This is a genomic window from Nitrospinota bacterium, assembly GCA_035528715.1.
Lineage (GTDB): Bacteria > JADFOP01 > JADFOP01 > DATKYB01 > DATKYB01 > DATKYB01.
The window spans coordinates 18,764-35,866 of sequence record DATKYB010000109.1 but is presented as its reverse complement, the minus strand read 5'-3'; the positions used below and the strand labels follow the sequence as shown (position 1 = coordinate 35,866).

The following is a 17,103-nucleotide window of genomic DNA, read 5'->3' as shown; positions in this document are numbered from 1 at the left end:
CTGTTTGCCCTTGGGGTGGTAGTGCGTGTGTTCGGTAGCAACGTTAGCCTCGTCAGAACATCCTATTGCTAAAGCTAGCGAAGCTAAAATTGCAATAAATATTGCTAAAAATCTTGTATTAAATGATCTCATTTTCTTTGTCTCCCTGTTTTTCTATTTCTGTTAGCTCATATCGACCATTAATGAAAGAGATATTTCTTCCATTTTATTACATTCTTATATCCTCCTTTAAAATGAATAAATATAGAAAAAATAAAGAATAATTTATCGTCTGACAACTAGGAAAATTACTAGTTTATTTATATTTTTTTAAAGTATTTTTCTAAGATGTCGATATAGATTTATAGGATTTAAAATAATGCATGAATTGAGAATAAAACCCTGTCATGTTTGTGATGAAAGATTTTCTTCAGAGATTAACAGTAAATAATAGGGACCTTTAAATATTTTAGGTCGCCACTTTATTAAACTGAGTCTCTAAGACAGTCTTTCACACGGCATTTAGACAGGGTTTTTTTTGAGAAAAACCTGTCTTTAAAATTGTCAGACCTAGAATTTTACTTAAAATCACATAACAATTGACTTGGATAGAATTATGATATATTCTTTAATTATCCCTTATCAGTGATTGAAAAACTACATAGATCATGGAGCTTTCCTTGATGACGAGGATCATTCCCTTTAGGGGGATATTATATAACAGAGAAAAGATTACCAATCTGGAAGACGTGGTAACCCCTCCTTATGATGTTATCCCAAAAGAAGACTATAAGAAATATTATCAAAGACATGGGAATAACATTATCCATATTATCTTGGGAAAAGACTATCCACACGATAATGATAGTTATAATAAATTTACCCGTGCAGCCGGGTATTTTGAGGGCTGGATCAAAGATGGGATTTTTAAAAGGGATTCCCTCCCCTCTTTCTATATCTATCTTCAAAAATATAGAATTAAAAATGGAAAGGAGAAGACAAGAAAGGGGTTTATTGCCCTCGTTAGGTTAGAGGAATACGAGAAAAGAATCGTCCTTCCCCACGAAGAGACCTTTTCCAAGACAAAAGAGACCCTTATCTGTTTAAAGAGAGCCTGCAATGCAAATCTCTCTCCGATCTTCTCATTATACTCTGACCCTGAAAATGAGATTAATCATACCATTGAAAAAGGGATTTCAAAAAATCCTCCTATCATTGATATTCATGATAATGATTCTACAGAGCATCTCTTGTGGAGGTTAAGCGATATTCAAGAGATTGATAAAATAAAAGAGCTCATTAGTGACAAACAGCTTATTATTGCAGATGGTCATCACAGATATGAAACTGCTTTGGGATTGAGAAACATCCTAAGGAGAGAAAAAGGCTCTTCTGAGCCTGAGATGCCTTTTGATTATGTTATGATGTATCTCACCAATATGGATGATGAAGGGCTTTCAATTCTTCCAACACACAGAATCATTCAGAAATTAGATAGGTCGAATTTGAGATCTTTAATGGATCAATTGAACAAAGATTTTGATGTGGATACTTTTGATTATGAGGAGAAGAAGAGATTCTTTCAAGCCTTAAGGCAAAAAGGAAAAGAGGATATTTCCTTTGGAATATTTTGGGGAGAGGAGAGGCATTATCTCCTTACCCTTAAGAATAAAGATATTATGGAGAGTTATCGAGAGGACTCAAGGCCTAGAGAATGGTGGGAGCTGGATGTAACCATACTCCAAAAATTAATTATTGAAGAGGCTTTGGGAAAAAGGGATAGCAATGAGGACAATCTTATCTATACCCATGACGAGGAAGAGGCAATAAGAAGGGTTAGAGATACTAAAGATTCTCTCGCCTTATTTTTAAATCCAACAAAGATAGAAGACCTAAAGAAGATTGTTGGATTAGGGGAAAAGATGCCTCAAAAATCCACATATTTTTTCCCAAAACTCTTAACGGGACTTGTTTTCAATAAATTAGATTAAGAGAAAAAAGTCTGATGAGCAATGTTTCAGCGCTTTTCTTAAAGAGTGCATTTAAGCCTGATCAATTTCCAGATATCTCCCTTCCAGAAATTGCCTTTGTTGGGCGTTCCAATGTAGGAAAGTCTTCTTTGATTAATACACTAACGAATATAAAAAAATTAGCAAAGACGAGCTCTACGCCCGGCAAGACACAGATGATAAACTTTTTCAAAATCAATGAATCTTTAGTTTTTGCAGATCTTCCTGGATATGGTTTTTCTCATGCACCAATCTCTATTAAGAAAAATTGGAGGGCACTCATTGAAAGTTATCTCAAAGGGAGGAGCAATCTCAAAGGGGTTATCCATTGCTTAGACATAAGACACAAACCCACTGAGCTTGATTTAAAAATGAAGGAATGGTTCGATCATTATAAAACCCCAACGATATTAGTATTAACAAAAACAGATAAGATTAGTAAGGGATCAAGAAATCAGAAAATTAAAGAAATATTACAGGATCTCGAACTCAACGATATGGCATCTCTTATTATCTTTTCTGCTAAGACAAGAGAGGGGAAAAAGGATCTTTGGAAGTCAATCATGAGGCTTTCAGGTCTTGGCTCGAAGACGACTTGATTTCATCTGGCAGTTCTCTTTTTAATCGTTGCTTTTCGCTCACTTTACATAAACGGTCTTGATATTTACGAACTCCTTGATCCCATAAGAGGCCAGCTCTCGGCCATACCCGCTCTCCTTTATGCCTCCGAAGGGAAGACGGGGATCTGACTTTACAGATGTATTAACAAAACAGCAGCCCGCTTCCAGTTCATTTGCCGCGATTCTCTCGCCTTTTTCAATGTTCTTGGTAAAGACAGCCGCGCCCAGACCGAATAGAGAGTCGTTTGCGACCTTTATCGCTTCTTTCTCATTCTTTACAGGGATAATAGCTGCTACCGGTCCAAACATCTCTTCATCATATGCAGGCATCCCCTTTTTCACATCCGCAAGAACAGTTGGGGGATAATAAGCACCCTTGCCTTCTGGTATCTCACCACCGAGAAGACACTTTGCCCCTTTTTCAATGCTCTTCTTCACCTGTTCGTGAAGCTCATCTCTCAGGTCATTCCGCGCCATGGGGCCGATTGCAATCCCACCTTCCATGGGGTCACCCATCTTTTTAGCGCGCATCTTTTCCAAAAAGAGCTCCTCGAATCGCTTTTGAATCGGCTCAACCACAATGAAACGCTTTGCAGCAATGCAGCTCTGCCCAGCATTGATAAGCCTACTGTTGACACATGTGGTCACAGCCTCTTCCATATCCGCATCTTCCAAAATCAGATAGGGGTCGCTCCCCCCTAGCTCAAGGACGGTCTTCTTGAGCATCTGACCTGCCTTTTTTGCTACGGATCTTCCAGCAGGGGTACTTCCAGTAAGGGTTGCTGCCCTAACCAAAGGATTTTCTATAATTGCATCGACCTGCCTGCTCCCGACAAGCAAGGCCCTGAAGATATTCTCTGGAAAACCCGCATTTTTAAAGACACCCTCTATTGCCAAAGCACATCCCGGAACATTCGAGGCATGCTTTAATACACCTGTATTGCCCGCCATGAGCGCAGGCGCAGCAAACCTAAAAACCTGCCAGAAGGGAAAGTTCCATGGCATGACCGCCAGCACAACGCCCAAAGGCTGAAATGTAACAAAGCTCTTTTTTGCGTCAGTCTCGATTATCTCTGGCTTAAGGAACCTCTCAGCATTTTCTGCAAAGTAGTCGCAGACCCAGGCACACTTCTCAGCCTCTGCCTTACCGTCTTTGATAAGCTTGCCCATCTCTTGAGTCATGAGCTTTGCATACTCTTCTGCATTATCTCGAAGAACCTTGGCAGCTTTTTTCATAAGCACAGCTCTTTCAGAAAACCTGGTTTTTCGCCACAAAAGAAAGGCTTCGTGTGACTTCTCTATGATGCTCTTTACCTCCTCCGGTGTCATTTCCGGGTATTCTTTAATTATTTCTCCTGTTGCGGGATAGATTGCTTTTATCGTCATTATTCCTCCCCCCAGTATTTGTTTAGTTTTTCAACGAGAGAATGGTTAACTTTAGGATCGATCGGGACTTCTACTACACAGAGTTCTTTCGAAGTGATAGCTATTTGTAATTGATCTTTAAGCTCGGCAAGATTCTTTGGGCAATAGCCCTTGATACCAAAACTTTCTGCATACGCCTTAAAATCAGGATTATGGATCTTTGTGCCTATTGATCTGCCTCTGGTAATACTCTGTTTCCAACTGATCAGGCCGTAATCATTGTCGTTAAGGATCACAGCCGTGAAACTAACACCAAGCCGTTTTGCCGTTTCCAGTTCCTGTGAGTTCATGAGGAAACCGCCATCGCCCATTGCTGCTACTACCTGTCTTTCAGGGTCGATGAGGGAGGCGGCAATGGCCCCTGGGATAGCACTGCCCATACTAGCCAGACCATTGCTCATAATGCATCCATTAGGGCAGTAAGTAGGAAAGTTTCTTGCAATCCAGATTTTGTGGCTCCCAACATCGCTGATCATAAGACCGCAATCATCGAGAATCTCCCTGATGATGTTCAGCGTGCCAGGAATTGTGAAGGTATCCGTGTTATTCAGTTCATAGCTCTTGATGTCTTCAAGAATCCGAATCCGGATCGGTTTATACCATTCGGTATCGATTTTGAGTTCTTCATTGATGAGCTTGGAATTAAGCTCCCAGAGTGCTCCAGAGATGTCGCTTACAACCTCAACTTCTGGATTGTAGTGTGTGTAAACCTCAGCTGGAATAAAGTCAATATGGACAATTTTCTTTTCACCTTTAGGATTCCACTTCTCTGGTTCGAACTCTGCAATGTCATACCCAACAGCGAGGATGAGATCTGCATTTTCGACTGCCTCAATAACGTAGTCTTTATATCCGAGACCAATGCTAAGGAGCGACTGCTCCATTTTATCAGATATTGCGCCTTTCCCCATGAAGGTGCACGCCACAGGGATATTGTGCTTCAAAACGAACTTCGTGAGGTGTTTGCTTGCAAGCTTTCTAATCGCACCGTTCCCGGCAATGATAAGAGGTTTCTTGCTCTCTTTCAGGAGCTCAATCGTGCGGTTGATAACCTTGTAATCAGGGCTGGGCCGTCGCACCCTTTCAGGAGGAATGGGGGTTATCATCTTCATCACCTGTTGTTTTGCCATGTCTTCCGAGAGTTCAATGTGGGTTGCCCCTGGCTTTTCATACTCTGCTACCTTAAAGGCCTTTCTGATAACCTCGGCCACAACCTCTGGCGAGGAAATGGCTGTGTTCCATTTGGTTATCGGTTTAAACAGATTAACAATATCAAGTGTTTGGTGGCTCTCATGATGCAATCCTGCGAGACCCTCTTGGCCGGTAATAGCTACCAATGGGGCTTTATCTAAGTTTGCATCAGCGACGCCTGTGACGAGGTTTGTCGCTCCGGGACCGAGTGTTGATAGACAGACGCCAGCCTTACCTGTCAATCGGCCCCAGAAGTTCGCGATAAAGGCTGCTCCCTGTTCATGCCTTGTCGGCACAAACTGAATGGACGAATTTTCCAAAGAGAAAAGCAGGTCTTCATTTTCCTCTCCCGGTACACCGAAGACATATCGAACACCTTCGTTTTCCAAGCACTTGACAAAAAAGTCAGATACTTTCATGGTTCAAACCTTATTTCTTTATTTTATTGCTACTGGTGAGATGAAAGAGTTCAGAGGCTGAAGCTAAAGATGATTATAGATCATCAAGCCATTTTGCTTTTTTGTTTATTTTTTTCTTGAAGAATTTACCGATATTTTTCGATTCTTTTGCTTGGTGATATTTAAAATAGATTTCATTCCCCATAACTCCAACGATCTCTATCTTCCCTGTTTTATGGGACATAATGTATTTAAAGCCTTTACTGAGACCGTCGAGTTTCTTTTTGGCATTTTCGACTATCCTATACCCCCTATATAATGGTACTTGGAAATATTCCTTTGCACCTTTTACTGGTCTACACTGAAATATATAGTAAGGATTGATGCCAATGCCAACCAATTTATTTAATAACTCTGCCAGGGTATCTGGATTATCATTGATTCCTTTAAGCAATACAGTCTGATTTTTAACAATGACATTAGACTTAATGATCTTGTCCACTGCAGCGATTGATTTTTGAGTAATTTCTCTTGGATGGTTAAAGTGCACAACAATATATATCTTTTTTTCCTTTAACGAAAATTTCTTTAAAAGCTCAAGGAATGACTTATCATCTAAAATCCTATCTGGAAAGACTACTGGGATTCTGGATCCAAAACGGATAAAATTGAGATGTTTTACAGCTGAAAGTTTTTTTAGAAAATTCTCTATTATTTCAGTTGGCAATATAAGAGGATCTCCGCCGCTAACAAGTACATTATTAATTTCCTTATGACTTTTAATATATTCTATTCCATCATTAAATTCCCAAGCTATCTCTTTCTTTGGAAAAGTAAGAAACTGTTTTCTAAAGCAGAACCTGCAATAGGCTGAACACCAATTTGTGGATAAAATGAGGGCTGTTTGCTTATATGTATGCTGAAGCCCAGCAACCTTTGTGTTTTCCTTTTCGTCTCTTGTGTCATAAATTCCTGAAATGTCTAATTCTTTTTCAGAAGGAACAATCAATTTTCTTAATGGATCTTTTTTATCATTTTTATTGATTAAAGATAAATAATACTTGGTAATATTAATAGGGTAGATTTCGGTTACCCTCTGTAGTTTTTTTTCTTCATTCTTTGTCAATTTAATATGCTTTTTTAATTCTTCAATAGAACAGATATTTTCCTTGAGTTTATTTTCCCACTTCATGATTTGAATAGAATTTAATTATTGATTAATGTAGCTTGTTAAAAAGTCCTATATTATAACACCAATTTCCCAATTGAATATACTTATTTAAATACGAAGCGCTTTTGCTAAAAGACGTTTTTTGATTATGATTTGCTTTCTTAAAATGCTAGCACATACAAAAAAATTATGCAAAATTACCTTCATAAAACGAAACAGAATTAAAATTTCAATCCTTATCTTATCACAATATATCATTTTTTAGTATAAAAGAAGTTTTTGTGAAATAAAATTTCTATGAAGAGAAACAAGGCTTTTACAATCCTGTTATTTTGCTTTTATGAGCATTTATTGAACTTTTTCAATACCCAAACATTCAAATTATATTTTTATAAGTAATTGTATAATTTTACTTTAGAATATTTTGCATTTCACTATTGACAGTAAAAATATTCTTCATATATTGATAATTAAAGATATCTAAAAAACAAATATTAAAATGAGTAGTGATTCTTGGGTCTAAACCAGGATTGAGATTTATATCCTTTGTTTAGATAATTATATTTTTTAGGATCCGAATTTCGATCTCCATCAGAACCTCTTTTCCCCTTTATTTAAAATCTTCAGAATTTACTTTTAGATATCATCTTCCAAAAATTTTTAAAAATTTTCCAATATAAATGATTAATTATAATGAAGTTAAGTAAAACAGTAAAGTGTAAGCATTGTACTAAAGAACAGAAGAGACTTTTAGCTGATGGCATGAGAAATGAGGATCTTTTTTGGTGCAGATGTGAATACTGCAATAAATTTGGTCTCTATATTCATGCATCAGAGAGTTTGTCCTTAAAAGAAGTTATCTTAGAATATTGCAGGCATTTCCGATTTAGATATTTGTCAAAGTTTTAAGGAGGTTCATATGAAACTAGATGCATTAAAAGCAGGTTTAGCCTTTGGTATAATTTGGGCAGTTTCTCTTATCATGCTTACAATTATGGTGGCAGGGTTTAATTGGGGAACCAAACTTTTAGAGGTCATTTCATCTGTTTATATAGGATATGAACCATCTATACTGGGTTGTCTTATTGGTATCATCTGGGGCTTTATTGATGGTTTCATATTTGGTTTTTTGATAGCCTGGCTCTACAATCTTATGGTGAAGTAATTTTCTATAAAGATAAAGAAAAAAAGGAGTTTAAAATGTCTACTTTGATTAAAAAGATATTGTTACCAACAGATAATTCAGAAAATTCAAGAGAAGCGTTTAAATATGCGATCAGTTTAGGAGAAAAATACGGGTCAACAATTTATGCTGTTTATGTGGTAGATATGAGCTACCTAGAGCAGGGCTATAGGTATGAGTCAAATCCTCGTAGGTCTCCTGTGGAGGATTTAGAAGAGAATATTGTTAAAGAAAAAGCAAAGGAAACAGAGGAGTTTATTAAGAAGAATACAAAGGATTATAAGGGACTTAAGATAGAGAAATTTATAAGAAAAGGCAAACCCTTTGTAGAGATCATTATAGCTGCGAGAGAAAAGGAGGCAGATCTGATAGTCATGGGAACCCACGGGAGAACAGGGATTTCTCATGCTTTAATGGGAAGCGTTGCAGAAAAGGTGGTTAGGAAAGCACCTTGCCCTGTTTTGACAATTAAGCCAAGAGATTTTGAATTTAAGGTTCCATAAAAGGATAATTTTATAGAAGAGAGAATTTTAATTTTCGAATAATTTCATCCTCCATACACCCTCCCTTATTGTTTGAACATTTCATTCATAAATATCGAGCCCTTTGGAAACTATTTTCTAAGGGGTTGATTTTTTTATGCACAAATAATTCTCTAAACCTCATAAATCCCTAATGGTTGTGAGCGGATAAATCATTTTATTATGTTTTATTTGATAAACCTTAGTTCTTGACAGAGCAGATATCAGAAGATAGACTTAGTCATAAATAACTTAAAACAGTAATGAGGGGGTTTCCAATGAAGGGAACAATCGCAGAAAGGATTATCGAGGAACATCTCTTAGAAGGAAAACTCGAACCAGGAAAAGAGATTGGCCTTCGCATTGACCAGACCCTGACACAGGACGCGACCGGGACCATGGTCTATCTGGAATTTGAATCAATGGGCATTCCACGCGTAAAGACAGAGCTTTCTGTGAGTTATATCGACCACAACATTATCCAGACCGATTTTAAGAACGCAGACGACCACCGCTTTCTCCAGTCGATGTCATCAAAATATGGGGTGATTCTTTCTCCTCCGGGAAACGGCATCTGCCACCACGTGCACAGGGAGAGGTTCGGCATACCGGGAAAAACCCTTATCGGTTCTGATAGCCACACCACCACAGGCGGAAGCCTCGCCATGCTTGCCATGGGCTCGGGCGGAATGGAGGTTGCCATGGCCATGGCTGGAAAGCCTTACTATATATATACCCCGAAAATCTGGGGCATCTATCTGGAGGGAGAGCTTCAGCCTTGGGTCTCTGGAAAGGACGTCATTCTTGAACTTCTCAAGCGATACACGGTAATGGGCAGTCTGGGCAAGATCATGGAGTTTTATGGGCCAGGCGTGAAGAATCTCGACATGAGTGCCCGCGGAACCATTGCCAATATGGGTGTCGATATCGGCGGAACAGCCGCTCTTTTTCCATCGGATGAGGTAACGAAAGACTATCTGAGACTCAATAGCAGGGAAGAGGTATGGAAGGAGATTAAGACCGATCCAAATGCAGAGTTTGACGAGGTTACCGAGTTAGACCTAAGTAAGATAGAGCCCCTTGTAGCCTGTCCTTATAATCCAGATAATGTAAAGCCAGCTAAAGATTTAAAGAATGTTGAAATCTCTCAGGTCATTGTCGGCTCTTCCTGCAATGGCGACTACCGTGATATTATGATAACGGCCGAAACCGTAAAGGGAAAAATCAAACACCCGGCTGTGAGCTTCGAGATCAACCCTGGAAGCCGCCAGACATTGGAAAATGTTACGGCCATGGGCGGGCTGATCTCCCTTGTGAGTGCCGGTGCACGAATACATGAGTCGGGCTGTCTCGGTTGTATTGGAATGGGACAGGCACCTGCCACAGGGACGAATTCCCTTAGAACCTTCCCGAGAAACTTTAAGGGGAGAAGCGGAACAAAGGACGATGCAGTGTACCTCTGTTCGCCGGAAACCGCCGTGGCATCAGCCCTTACTGGTAAGATTACCGATCCGAGAACCATGGGCAATTATCCTAAAGTTGAATACCCAGAGAAGTTTTCCTTCAATTCAAAATGGTTTATTCCTCCTGCAGAAAAGCCTGAGGAGGTGGAGATTCTTCGAGGCCCTAACATCAAACCGTTTCCTCTTTTTGATAAGCTGGAGGACGACCTTGAAGAAGAGGTATTGATAAAGGTCGGGGACGATATCAGCACCGACATCATCCTCCCTGGTGGGAACAAGGTTCTACCGCTTCGAAGCAACATCCCTGCAATCAGCGAGTTCGTTTTCGATGTGATCGATGATAAGTTTACAGAGAGGGCAAAGGAGAAGAAGAGCGGCGTTGTCGTCGGCGGCGAGAACTACGGACAGGGCTCATCGCGGGAGCATGCCGCCCTAGCGCCGAGATATCTGGGCGTCCGGGTCAAGATCGCCAAGAGCTTTGCCCGCATCCACAAGTCGAACTTGGTCAATTTTGGCATTATCCCCTTGATGTTCAAAGATCCGGCCGATTACGACAGGATTAATCAGGGTGACATGATTAAGATACCGGGTATAAGAAAGGCCATTGAGGAAGGACAGGAGGAGATCACCGTATTTGTGAACGGGCAGGAGATCAAGACCATTCTCGATATCTCGGGAAGGCGACGGCAGATTCTTCTTGCCGGTGGGCTTCTTAACCAGGCAAAGCAATAAATATGACTTGCCAAGAGACAGGTTTTAGCAAAAGCGAACCATGCCCTATGAACCACCATATATAAACCTTCACAAAAAGGGGGGGCTCAACAGGAGAAAAGAACAACTTTTTGGCCTTTTGGAATCATGTACTCTTTGCCCCAGAAAGTGCCGAGTTAATCGCCTTGAGGGAGAAGAGGGTTATTGCGGTGCTGGAAAGGATCTGATTGTGTCGAGCGTCTTTCCCCATTTTGGTGAGGAGCCGCCACTGGTCGGCATGAATGGCTCAGGAACAATATTTCTGACTCATTGCAACCTTCTCTGCGTCTTCTGTCAGAACTACGATATCAGCCATCAAGGACAGGGGCAGAAAATATCCATCCGCGATTTAGCCGAACATATGATATACCTACAATCCCGAGGCTGTCATAATATAAACTTTGTAACTCCAACCCATTATATTTCTCAGATAATAGCTGCGCTTCCTGAGGCCATTGAGAGGGGCCTTAAGATTCCTCTCGTTTATAACTGTGGCGGATATGATTCTTTAGAGGTATTGAGGCTTTTGGATGGTATTATTGATATCTATATGCCTGATGCAAAGTATAGCGACAAGGATGTCTCCGCAAAATATTCCAATGCCCCAGATTATTTTGAGATATTGAAAGAGTCATTAAAGGAGATGCAAAGACAGACTGGGGACCTCATCATAGATGAAAGGGGCGTGGCGCAGAGAGGACTTTTGGTCCGTCATCTGATTATGCCAAATGGGCTTGCAGGCACAAAGAGGATCCTGGAATTTATCGCCAAAGAGATATCAAAGAATACCTATGTAAATATTATGGATCAGTATCGCCCCTGCCATAAGGCTGGTGAATACCAGGAGCTGGCAAGAAGAATTGCTCCTGATGAGTTTTTTGAAGCGATTGATATTGCAAAAAAGGCTGGTTTACATAGGGGATTTTAATGAGAAAGGTAAATTTAGGGCTCATTGGTCTTGGAAGACATGGAATCAGATACGCAAACCATATTTTAAAAGATACTAAAAATGGAAGACTAGTAGCGATATGCAGGAGAAAAGAAGCACAAGGAAAAGCCTTTGCAAAAGAAAAGGATATTAAGTTTTATAATCAATATACTGAACTTCTAAAAGACAAAGACATAGAGGCTGTTATCATAGTAACAACTCCAAATATGAACCTTGATATCTCTATAGAATCAATAAAAGCAAAAAAACATATCCTCATAGAGAAACCGTTTGCCACAAATCTTAAAGATGCAAAAACAATCATAGAAGAGGCAGAGAGGGAAACAATTAAGCTTATGGTAGCCCAAACCCTTCGCTATAATCCTGTGATTAGTGAGATTAAAAAGAGAAAAGAAGAAATCGGATCTATCCATACAATCAGTGTAAGCCAAAGATATGAATCTTTAGATAGAGAGTGGCAAAGAGAGGTTAAGGTTGCTGGCGGTGGTAATGTATTACATCTTGGGGTGCATATTTTTGATTTTATTCGTTGGATTACAGGGGACGAGGTCAAGAGGGTGTATTGTGAGACTGCGAATATCTTTAATCCTGAGCTTGAAGATTCCTTTGTCGCTGCCTTTAATTTAAATAAAGGAATAAAATGTGTGATTGATTCTTGTAGATACACAGATAGCAGGTCAGGAAGGATTGAACTTGTTGGGGAAGATGGCCAGTTAATAGGGGATTTTGTCCATTATTCTCTCGCTAAGATAAAAGGCAATGAAATGATACCCATTCCTACTTCAGGGGACATACCAACCATCAAAAAAGTACTGGAAGATTTTTGTGATTCAATAGTTAATGACAGAAATCCACCGATTACAGGCTACGATGGTTTAAAAACAATAGAAATAGCTGATGGCTGTTACAGGTCAGCAAGGGAAGGGAAAGCAGTTTATTTATAATAGATAAGGAATGATATGCAATGTCCTAAGTGTCATAACCAGGTTTTTGAAAATACTCCTGTCTGTATTCACTGTGGAGCAGAGGTCGGGATATGTATAAAGTGCAAAAAGAATTCATATTTTATTGATATAAGCTTTCCTCAAATATTAGAATATATATCTGCGCATGTCCTTTTAGGCTTGTCCTTTAATTACTCAAAGGTTAAATTTAGACAATGTGCCATCTGTAAAAATAGTGTACAAATTTGTATCAATTGTGGTAGGATTTTTAAAGGCTTGAACAAGTGCCCTTACTGTCACTATTCTCATTTTGTTGGGTTATATTCCATAATTAAATATCTAAAACCAAAAAAGGGAGGGAGAAAATGAAGGATAAGTTGATTATTGCAGGGGTTGTGATAGCTTTGGTCTTTACTTTTTTAGGATATTCTCGCACAAAACAACTTTCTGGGAAAGTGGTTGCCTTAGAACAAGATGTTGCAACACTCTCAAAGGAGATAGAAGAGCTGAATAAAAAGATTTTGGTTTCAGAAAAAACCATGTCCTTTATTGAAAATCTTACAGAATCCTTAAGCAAGATAATAAAGGGTTCAGAAGCAAAGGGGGAAATTAAGCAATAGGGGGCACATTTTGGGATTTAAAGAATCGGACATTAAAAAAATATGGGAGACGCTTATAGAAATAGATGATATGGATCTGGGAACGAAGGAGAAGGCAGAGATAATCAAAGATTTCCTTGAAGGTGAGATGAAGTATAATTTAGAGGATATCTTTAAATTAGATAGGGCCTTAAACAGTCCTTCCTATTATAATGGCAGAGAGCCAGCTTACCTTATAAGAGAGGTTAAGAAAAAAAGATATTGAGTTAGAGACTTATATTTGGGATACCTCTCCTTTAACCCTTTAATATAAAAAAATATAACATCGAAAAAGATGACAAAGATTAAATTAATATTATTTTTATTCATATTTTTTATAGCAGGGTGTTCTGCTCATCAAATCAATTCTCAATCTAAAGACATTAAATCAGCAGATTCTTATACAAGGCACCAGATAAAAAAAGGTCTTATGGTGGGGATTGACCCCATTATTGAACCCCATAGGATAAAAGCAGTCTTTAATAATCAAGATATGGTATCAAAAAAAATATTGCCAATATACGTTGTCATATCAAATAAAGGTAATCGATCTCATTTTCTGGATACTCTCCAAATATTTCTGGTTAATAATAAAGGAGAAAAACAATTTCCAATATCTGACTCTGACTTAATAGAAAGACTGACTGGATTTCGGGAAAGCGAAGAGAAAAGATTGCCTTTTGGTTTGGATTTCATAAGAGCCAGAGCCTTTAGCAATAAATATCGAAAGGCGTCAAGGCTTAAAAAGAATCTGATAGAAGAGAGCTTAAAAAGTATGACGATTTCTCCTAGGCATCAAACCCATGGATATCTGTTTTTTTCTATGGATAAAGATGAAAGAATGATGGGAAAACTCTTTTTTCCTTTACTAGACGTTGTCGATAAAAGGATGACAGAGTTTGAAATCGTGCTTTGATTGAAGAGATAATGAAAAAAAATGTTGATAAGACTGAAGCCATTCTTAGAATCATCCTCGGAGTCCTGCTTATCATGATTGTCTTTGTTGGTCCAAAAACTTCTTGGGGATGGTTAGGCCTTTTCTTTTTAGCAACCTCTATATTGAGATATTGTCCGTGAAAAGGGATTGTGTTGAGGGTCCTCAACAAAGATTCATAAACAAAAAAGAGTTATTCTCTCCTCTAGAGAAACTCGTATAAAAGAGCAAGAATCCTATCAAACAAGTGAAACTGTCTTAAAGGAGATACTGAATAATATGGAAAGCTATAAAAAGGGAATCAAAAATATCTATAAGGGCGTTACTATAGATTTAGATGTTGAAGATGTCATCTTGCCTAATGAAAGAGAGTGTAAAATAGAGATAGTACGCCATCCTGGGGCATCAGCTATTGTTCCCATGCATGAAGATGGGAGAGTCGTTATGATCAAACAATACAGGTATATAACAGGGGGGCATATATGGGAGATTCCAGCAGGCAAGTTAAATAATAATGAAGACCCTCTTTTATGCGCTAAGAGGGAGTTAGGGGAAGAAGTGGGTTATCATGCAATAAACTTTAAAAAATTAACCACAATATGGACTACACCTGGATTTAGTGATGAGCGTATTCATATATTTCTTGCAACAGGACTTAAGCGTTGTCCCAAAAATCCTGATTTTGATGAGATAATAGAAATATCAGAAAGACCTATAAAAGAAGCATTAGATATGATTAAAAAAGGAGAAATTATTGATGCGAAGAGTATCATAGGCCTTCAACTCACCTATTCTTTGGTAAAATAAATTTTTAATGAGCATGCAAGATTTTTAATCTGAAGGCAACCTCTTCTTTGTCTAAACTTATTCCTCTTTAACGTTTACTTCTTCTTCAACTTTCAACTTAAACTGTCCAACAATATTCTTAAGCCCAGTAGCGAGTTGGCTCAACTCTTGTATGGCATTAGTAGATTGTTCCATACCTGAGGAGGTCTCTTTGGCAACCGTAGAAACAGATTCTATATTAGAAGATACCTCTTCAGTAGCAGCAGACTGCTCCTCTGTAGATGTGGCTATCTGCTGAACCATATCTGTTACTTTCAGAACCTCTTCTACAATCTGTTTCAACGCCTCTCCTGCTTCATTGGCTAATGCAACCCCTTTCTCTACCTCCTTGCTCCCCGCTTCCATGGAACTCACAGCACCGCTGGTATCTGACTGGATACTCTTTATCATCTCTGCGATTTCTTTGGTGGCCTTGGTTGTTCTTTCTGCTAGCTTTCTTACTTCATCTGCCACAACAGCAAAGCCCCTTCCCTGTTCTCCAGCACGGGCTGCCTCAATCGCTGCATTCAGGGCCAAAAGATTCGTCTGGTCAGCTATATCATCGATTACCCCTATGATTTCTCCTATCTGCTCTGAGCTGCTTTTTAAGGCTTGCATAGTATGTGCTGATTCTTTGACAGCTTCGGCTATTCTATTCATGCCCCCTACCGTATTTTTAACGATTTCTCCCCCTTTATTTGCCTTTTCATCTGCACCCTTTGCAGCTTCTGCTGCTTCGTTGGCATTCTTAGCTATGTCTATGATCGTGGCGCTCATCTCCTCCATAGAGGTTGCGATATGTTCTGTCTGGGATGTCTGTTTCTCCGCCCCAGAAGAAATTTGAGCAGAGGACGCAGATAACTGTTCTGCCGCTGAGGCTAATTGACTTGTAGAGTTAGATACCTTATGAATGATACTGTGAAGCTTTGCCACAAAGACATTAAACCACTTGGCTAATTCTCCTATTTCATCATTAGATGTAACCTCTAAGCTTTTGGTTAAATCCCCTTCTCCTTCAGCAATGTCTTTAAGCCTATGGCTTACCTTTTCAATGGGTTTAATAATCAAACCGGTACTGAAATAGACAATAATGGCGCCAAGAGCTATAAAAAATAATACAAGCAACATCACTCGATTTCTAAAACTTTTTTGTATCTTATTAAAAGGCTTTTCTTCCACCCCTACGTACACGGCACCTATGTTTTTGCCATCGTTATTTTTTATCGGATCATAGGCGCCGAGATACCAATCTGTTAGCACAAATGCCCTGCCCCTGAAACTCGAGCCTTCAAATAATACCTTGTCAAAAACCGTCTTTGACATCTTGGTACCGATAGCTCGATTGTCAGACTTATCCTTAACATTTGTTGATATTCTGTTATCACCTTGAAATATGGTGGCTGTTCCCCCTACTGTATCTTTAATCTTATCAACGATTGAAAAATTATTATTGATGAGGCTTCCAGCAACAAGAATCCCCATCTGATTATTATACATATCGATGAGAGGAATTACAGAGAGTTGGGCCATGGCATTGTTTGATTGAAAACCATTTATATTGACATTATTCTCTAATAACTCATTTTTAATGATATTGTAAGGAATGATCTCTGTAGAGTTTACCGCCTTGCCGCTGATGGCTTCATTGATAAGACTGCCCTGATATATTTTACTCCCCACAAGACCGGGATTGTTTGCTGATCCGACAACCACACCCTTTGTATCTAAGGCGGTAAGAATATTTAACGTTGTCACATTCTTTTGAGCCTTTAACCACTGATCTAAAAGTTCGTTTTGGGTTGCCATGACAAAATTTAAAAGGTTATTATTATGGGAGAGGTTTTCCGCAATTATTTTATTATTCATTAACTCCTGGTTATAAATCTGCCAAGCAACCTTAAGGTCAGAATCAAGCTTTGAGGTTATAATCTTTTTTATATTTCTATCGGACGTGGAGATGGCATCATAAGAGGAGATTAACAAAGGGATAAGGATTAATATGAGAGTAGTTACGATCAGCTTGTATCTTATACTAATATTTTTTATAAGACTGAGATCTATTTTTTTCATGATATATTCCTCTCTGAATTTTAAATTAAAAAA

At 38.9% G+C, this 17,103-nt stretch carries 16 protein-coding genes; 12 read left to right on the top strand and 4 right to left on the bottom strand.

All coding sequences use genetic code 11. The annotated features are described in order from the left end of the window. Positions 1-662: 662 nt before the first annotated feature. Together VMW81_08055 and yihA are read left to right on the top strand one after the other, a co-directional pair. Positions 663-1,970: a DUF1015 domain-containing protein gene (locus VMW81_08055; GenBank protein ID HUU50896.1), complete on the top strand. Its 1,308-nt coding sequence runs from the start codon at positions 663-665 to the stop codon at positions 1,968-1,970. 14 nt (positions 1,971-1,984) lie between these two features. Further along, the gene (yihA, locus tag VMW81_08050; GenBank protein HUU50895.1) at positions 1,985-2,587 is read left to right on the top strand and encodes a ribosome biogenesis GTP-binding protein YihA/YsxC; all 603 of its coding nucleotides are present in this window, start codon (positions 1,985-1,987) and stop codon (positions 2,585-2,587) included. Between the two features lie 39 nt (positions 2,588-2,626). Here the strand turns inward: yihA and VMW81_08045 are convergent, their stop codons facing one another. The 3 genes from VMW81_08045 to VMW81_08035 all read right to left on the bottom strand — a co-directional run bounded on the left by VMW81_08045 (position 2,627) and on the right by VMW81_08035 (position 6,814). Next, positions 2,627-3,994, bottom strand: a complete 1,368-nt coding sequence (locus tag VMW81_08045; protein ID HUU50894.1) for an NAD-dependent succinate-semialdehyde dehydrogenase — start codon at positions 3,992-3,994, stop codon at positions 2,627-2,629. Then, a complete protein-coding gene (locus tag VMW81_08040) occupies positions 3,994-5,643 on the bottom strand; it encodes an acetolactate synthase large subunit (protein ID HUU50893.1) in 1,650 nt (549 codons plus the stop codon). Before VMW81_08040 ends, VMW81_08045 begins: the two co-directional genes overlap by 1 nt. A gap of 73 nt (positions 5,644-5,716) precedes the next feature. Next, a complete protein-coding gene (locus tag VMW81_08035) occupies positions 5,717-6,814 on the bottom strand; it encodes a KamA family radical SAM protein (protein ID HUU50892.1) in 1,098 nt (365 codons plus the stop codon). 898 nt (positions 6,815-7,712) lie between these two features. On the opposite strand from VMW81_08035, the gene VMW81_08030 reads away from it, so the two are divergent. The 10 genes from VMW81_08030 to VMW81_07985 all read left to right on the top strand — a co-directional run bounded on the left by VMW81_08030 (position 7,713) and on the right by VMW81_07985 (position 14,982). Next, complete coding sequence (locus tag VMW81_08030; GenBank protein ID HUU50891.1) at positions 7,713-7,958, top strand: bacteriophage holin; 246 nt, start codon at positions 7,713-7,715, stop codon at positions 7,956-7,958. A gap of 35 nt (positions 7,959-7,993) precedes the next feature. Continuing rightward, complete coding sequence (locus VMW81_08025) at positions 7,994-8,479, top strand: universal stress protein (GenBank protein HUU50890.1); 486 nt, start codon at positions 7,994-7,996, stop codon at positions 8,477-8,479. A gap of 296 nt (positions 8,480-8,775) precedes the next feature. Beyond that, complete coding sequence (locus VMW81_08020; protein HUU50889.1) at positions 8,776-10,692, top strand: aconitate hydratase; 1,917 nt, start codon at positions 8,776-8,778, stop codon at positions 10,690-10,692. A 40-nt stretch (positions 10,693-10,732) separates the two neighbouring features. Continuing rightward, positions 10,733-11,638, top strand: a complete 906-nt coding sequence (locus VMW81_08015) for a radical SAM protein (GenBank protein ID HUU50888.1) — start codon at positions 10,733-10,735, stop codon at positions 11,636-11,638. After that, positions 11,638-12,603 carry a Gfo/Idh/MocA family oxidoreductase gene (locus tag VMW81_08010; GenBank protein ID HUU50887.1) on the top strand — a complete coding sequence of 322 codons (966 nt, stop codon included), beginning with the start codon at positions 11,638-11,640 and terminating at the stop codon, positions 12,601-12,603. The genes VMW81_08015 and VMW81_08010 overlap by 1 nt, the downstream gene beginning before the upstream one ends. 365 nt (positions 12,604-12,968) lie before the next feature. Continuing rightward, entirely contained in the window at positions 12,969-13,223 is a 255-nt protein-coding gene (locus tag VMW81_08005) for a hypothetical protein (GenBank protein HUU50886.1), read from the top strand. A gap of 10 nt (positions 13,224-13,233) precedes the next feature. After that, entirely contained in the window at positions 13,234-13,467 is a 234-nt protein-coding gene (locus VMW81_08000) for a hypothetical protein (GenBank protein ID HUU50885.1), read from the top strand. A gap of 69 nt (positions 13,468-13,536) precedes the next feature. Continuing rightward, positions 13,537-14,157 carry a hypothetical protein gene (locus VMW81_07995; protein ID HUU50884.1) on the top strand — a complete coding sequence of 207 codons (621 nt, stop codon included), beginning with the start codon at positions 13,537-13,539 and terminating at the stop codon, positions 14,155-14,157. 11 nt (positions 14,158-14,168) lie between these two features. After that, positions 14,169-14,318, top strand: coding sequence for a DUF2892 domain-containing protein (locus VMW81_07990; protein ID HUU50883.1), 150 nt, complete (start codon positions 14,169-14,171; stop codon positions 14,316-14,318). A 136-nt stretch (positions 14,319-14,454) separates the two neighbouring features. Beyond that, positions 14,455-14,982 carry an NUDIX hydrolase gene (locus VMW81_07985; protein ID HUU50882.1) on the top strand — a complete coding sequence of 176 codons (528 nt, stop codon included), beginning with the start codon at positions 14,455-14,457 and terminating at the stop codon, positions 14,980-14,982. A 57-nt stretch (positions 14,983-15,039) separates the two neighbouring features. On the opposite strand, the gene VMW81_07980 is transcribed toward VMW81_07985, so the two are convergent. After that, complete coding sequence (locus tag VMW81_07980) at positions 15,040-17,070, bottom strand: methyl-accepting chemotaxis protein (GenBank protein HUU50881.1); 2,031 nt, start codon at positions 17,068-17,070, stop codon at positions 15,040-15,042. Positions 17,071-17,103: the final 33 nt, after the last annotated feature.

Bases quoted from the DNA above. Each gene is read 5' to 3' on its own strand.
- VMW81_07995 (HUU50884.1), top strand. From the start codon at position 13,537: ATGACAAAGATTAAATTAATATTATTTTTATTCATATTTTTTATAGCA.
- VMW81_08030 (HUU50891.1), top strand. From the start codon at position 7,713: ATGAAACTAGATGCATTAAAAGCAGGTTTAGCCTTTGGTATAATTTGG.
- VMW81_08025 (HUU50890.1), top strand. From the start codon at position 7,994: ATGTCTACTTTGATTAAAAAGATATTGTTACCAACAGATAATTCAGAA.
- VMW81_08010 (HUU50887.1), top strand. From the start codon at position 11,638: ATGAGAAAGGTAAATTTAGGGCTCATTGGTCTTGGAAGACATGGAATC.
- VMW81_08015 (HUU50888.1), top strand. From the start codon at position 10,733: ATGCCCTATGAACCACCATATATAAACCTTCACAAAAAGGGGGGGCTC.
- VMW81_08055 (HUU50896.1), top strand. From the start codon at position 663: ATGACGAGGATCATTCCCTTTAGGGGGATATTATATAACAGAGAAAAG.
- VMW81_07980 (HUU50881.1), bottom strand. From the start codon at position 17,070: ATGAAAAAAATAGATCTCAGTCTTATAAAAAATATTAGTATAAGATAC.
- VMW81_08045 (HUU50894.1), bottom strand. From the start codon at position 3,994: ATGACGATAAAAGCAATCTATCCCGCAACAGGAGAAATAATTAAAGAA.
- VMW81_08020 (HUU50889.1), top strand. From the start codon at position 8,776: ATGAAGGGAACAATCGCAGAAAGGATTATCGAGGAACATCTCTTAGAA.
- VMW81_07990 (HUU50883.1), top strand. From the start codon at position 14,169: ATGAAAAAAAATGTTGATAAGACTGAAGCCATTCTTAGAATCATCCTC.
- VMW81_08005 (HUU50886.1), top strand. From the start codon at position 12,969: ATGAAGGATAAGTTGATTATTGCAGGGGTTGTGATAGCTTTGGTCTTT.
- yihA (HUU50895.1), top strand. From the start codon at position 1,985: ATGAGCAATGTTTCAGCGCTTTTCTTAAAGAGTGCATTTAAGCCTGAT.
- VMW81_07985 (HUU50882.1), top strand. From the start codon at position 14,455: ATGGAAAGCTATAAAAAGGGAATCAAAAATATCTATAAGGGCGTTACT.
- VMW81_08035 (HUU50892.1), bottom strand. From the start codon at position 6,814: ATGAAGTGGGAAAATAAACTCAAGGAAAATATCTGTTCTATTGAAGAA.
- VMW81_08040 (HUU50893.1), bottom strand. From the start codon at position 5,643: ATGAAAGTATCTGACTTTTTTGTCAAGTGCTTGGAAAACGAAGGTGTT.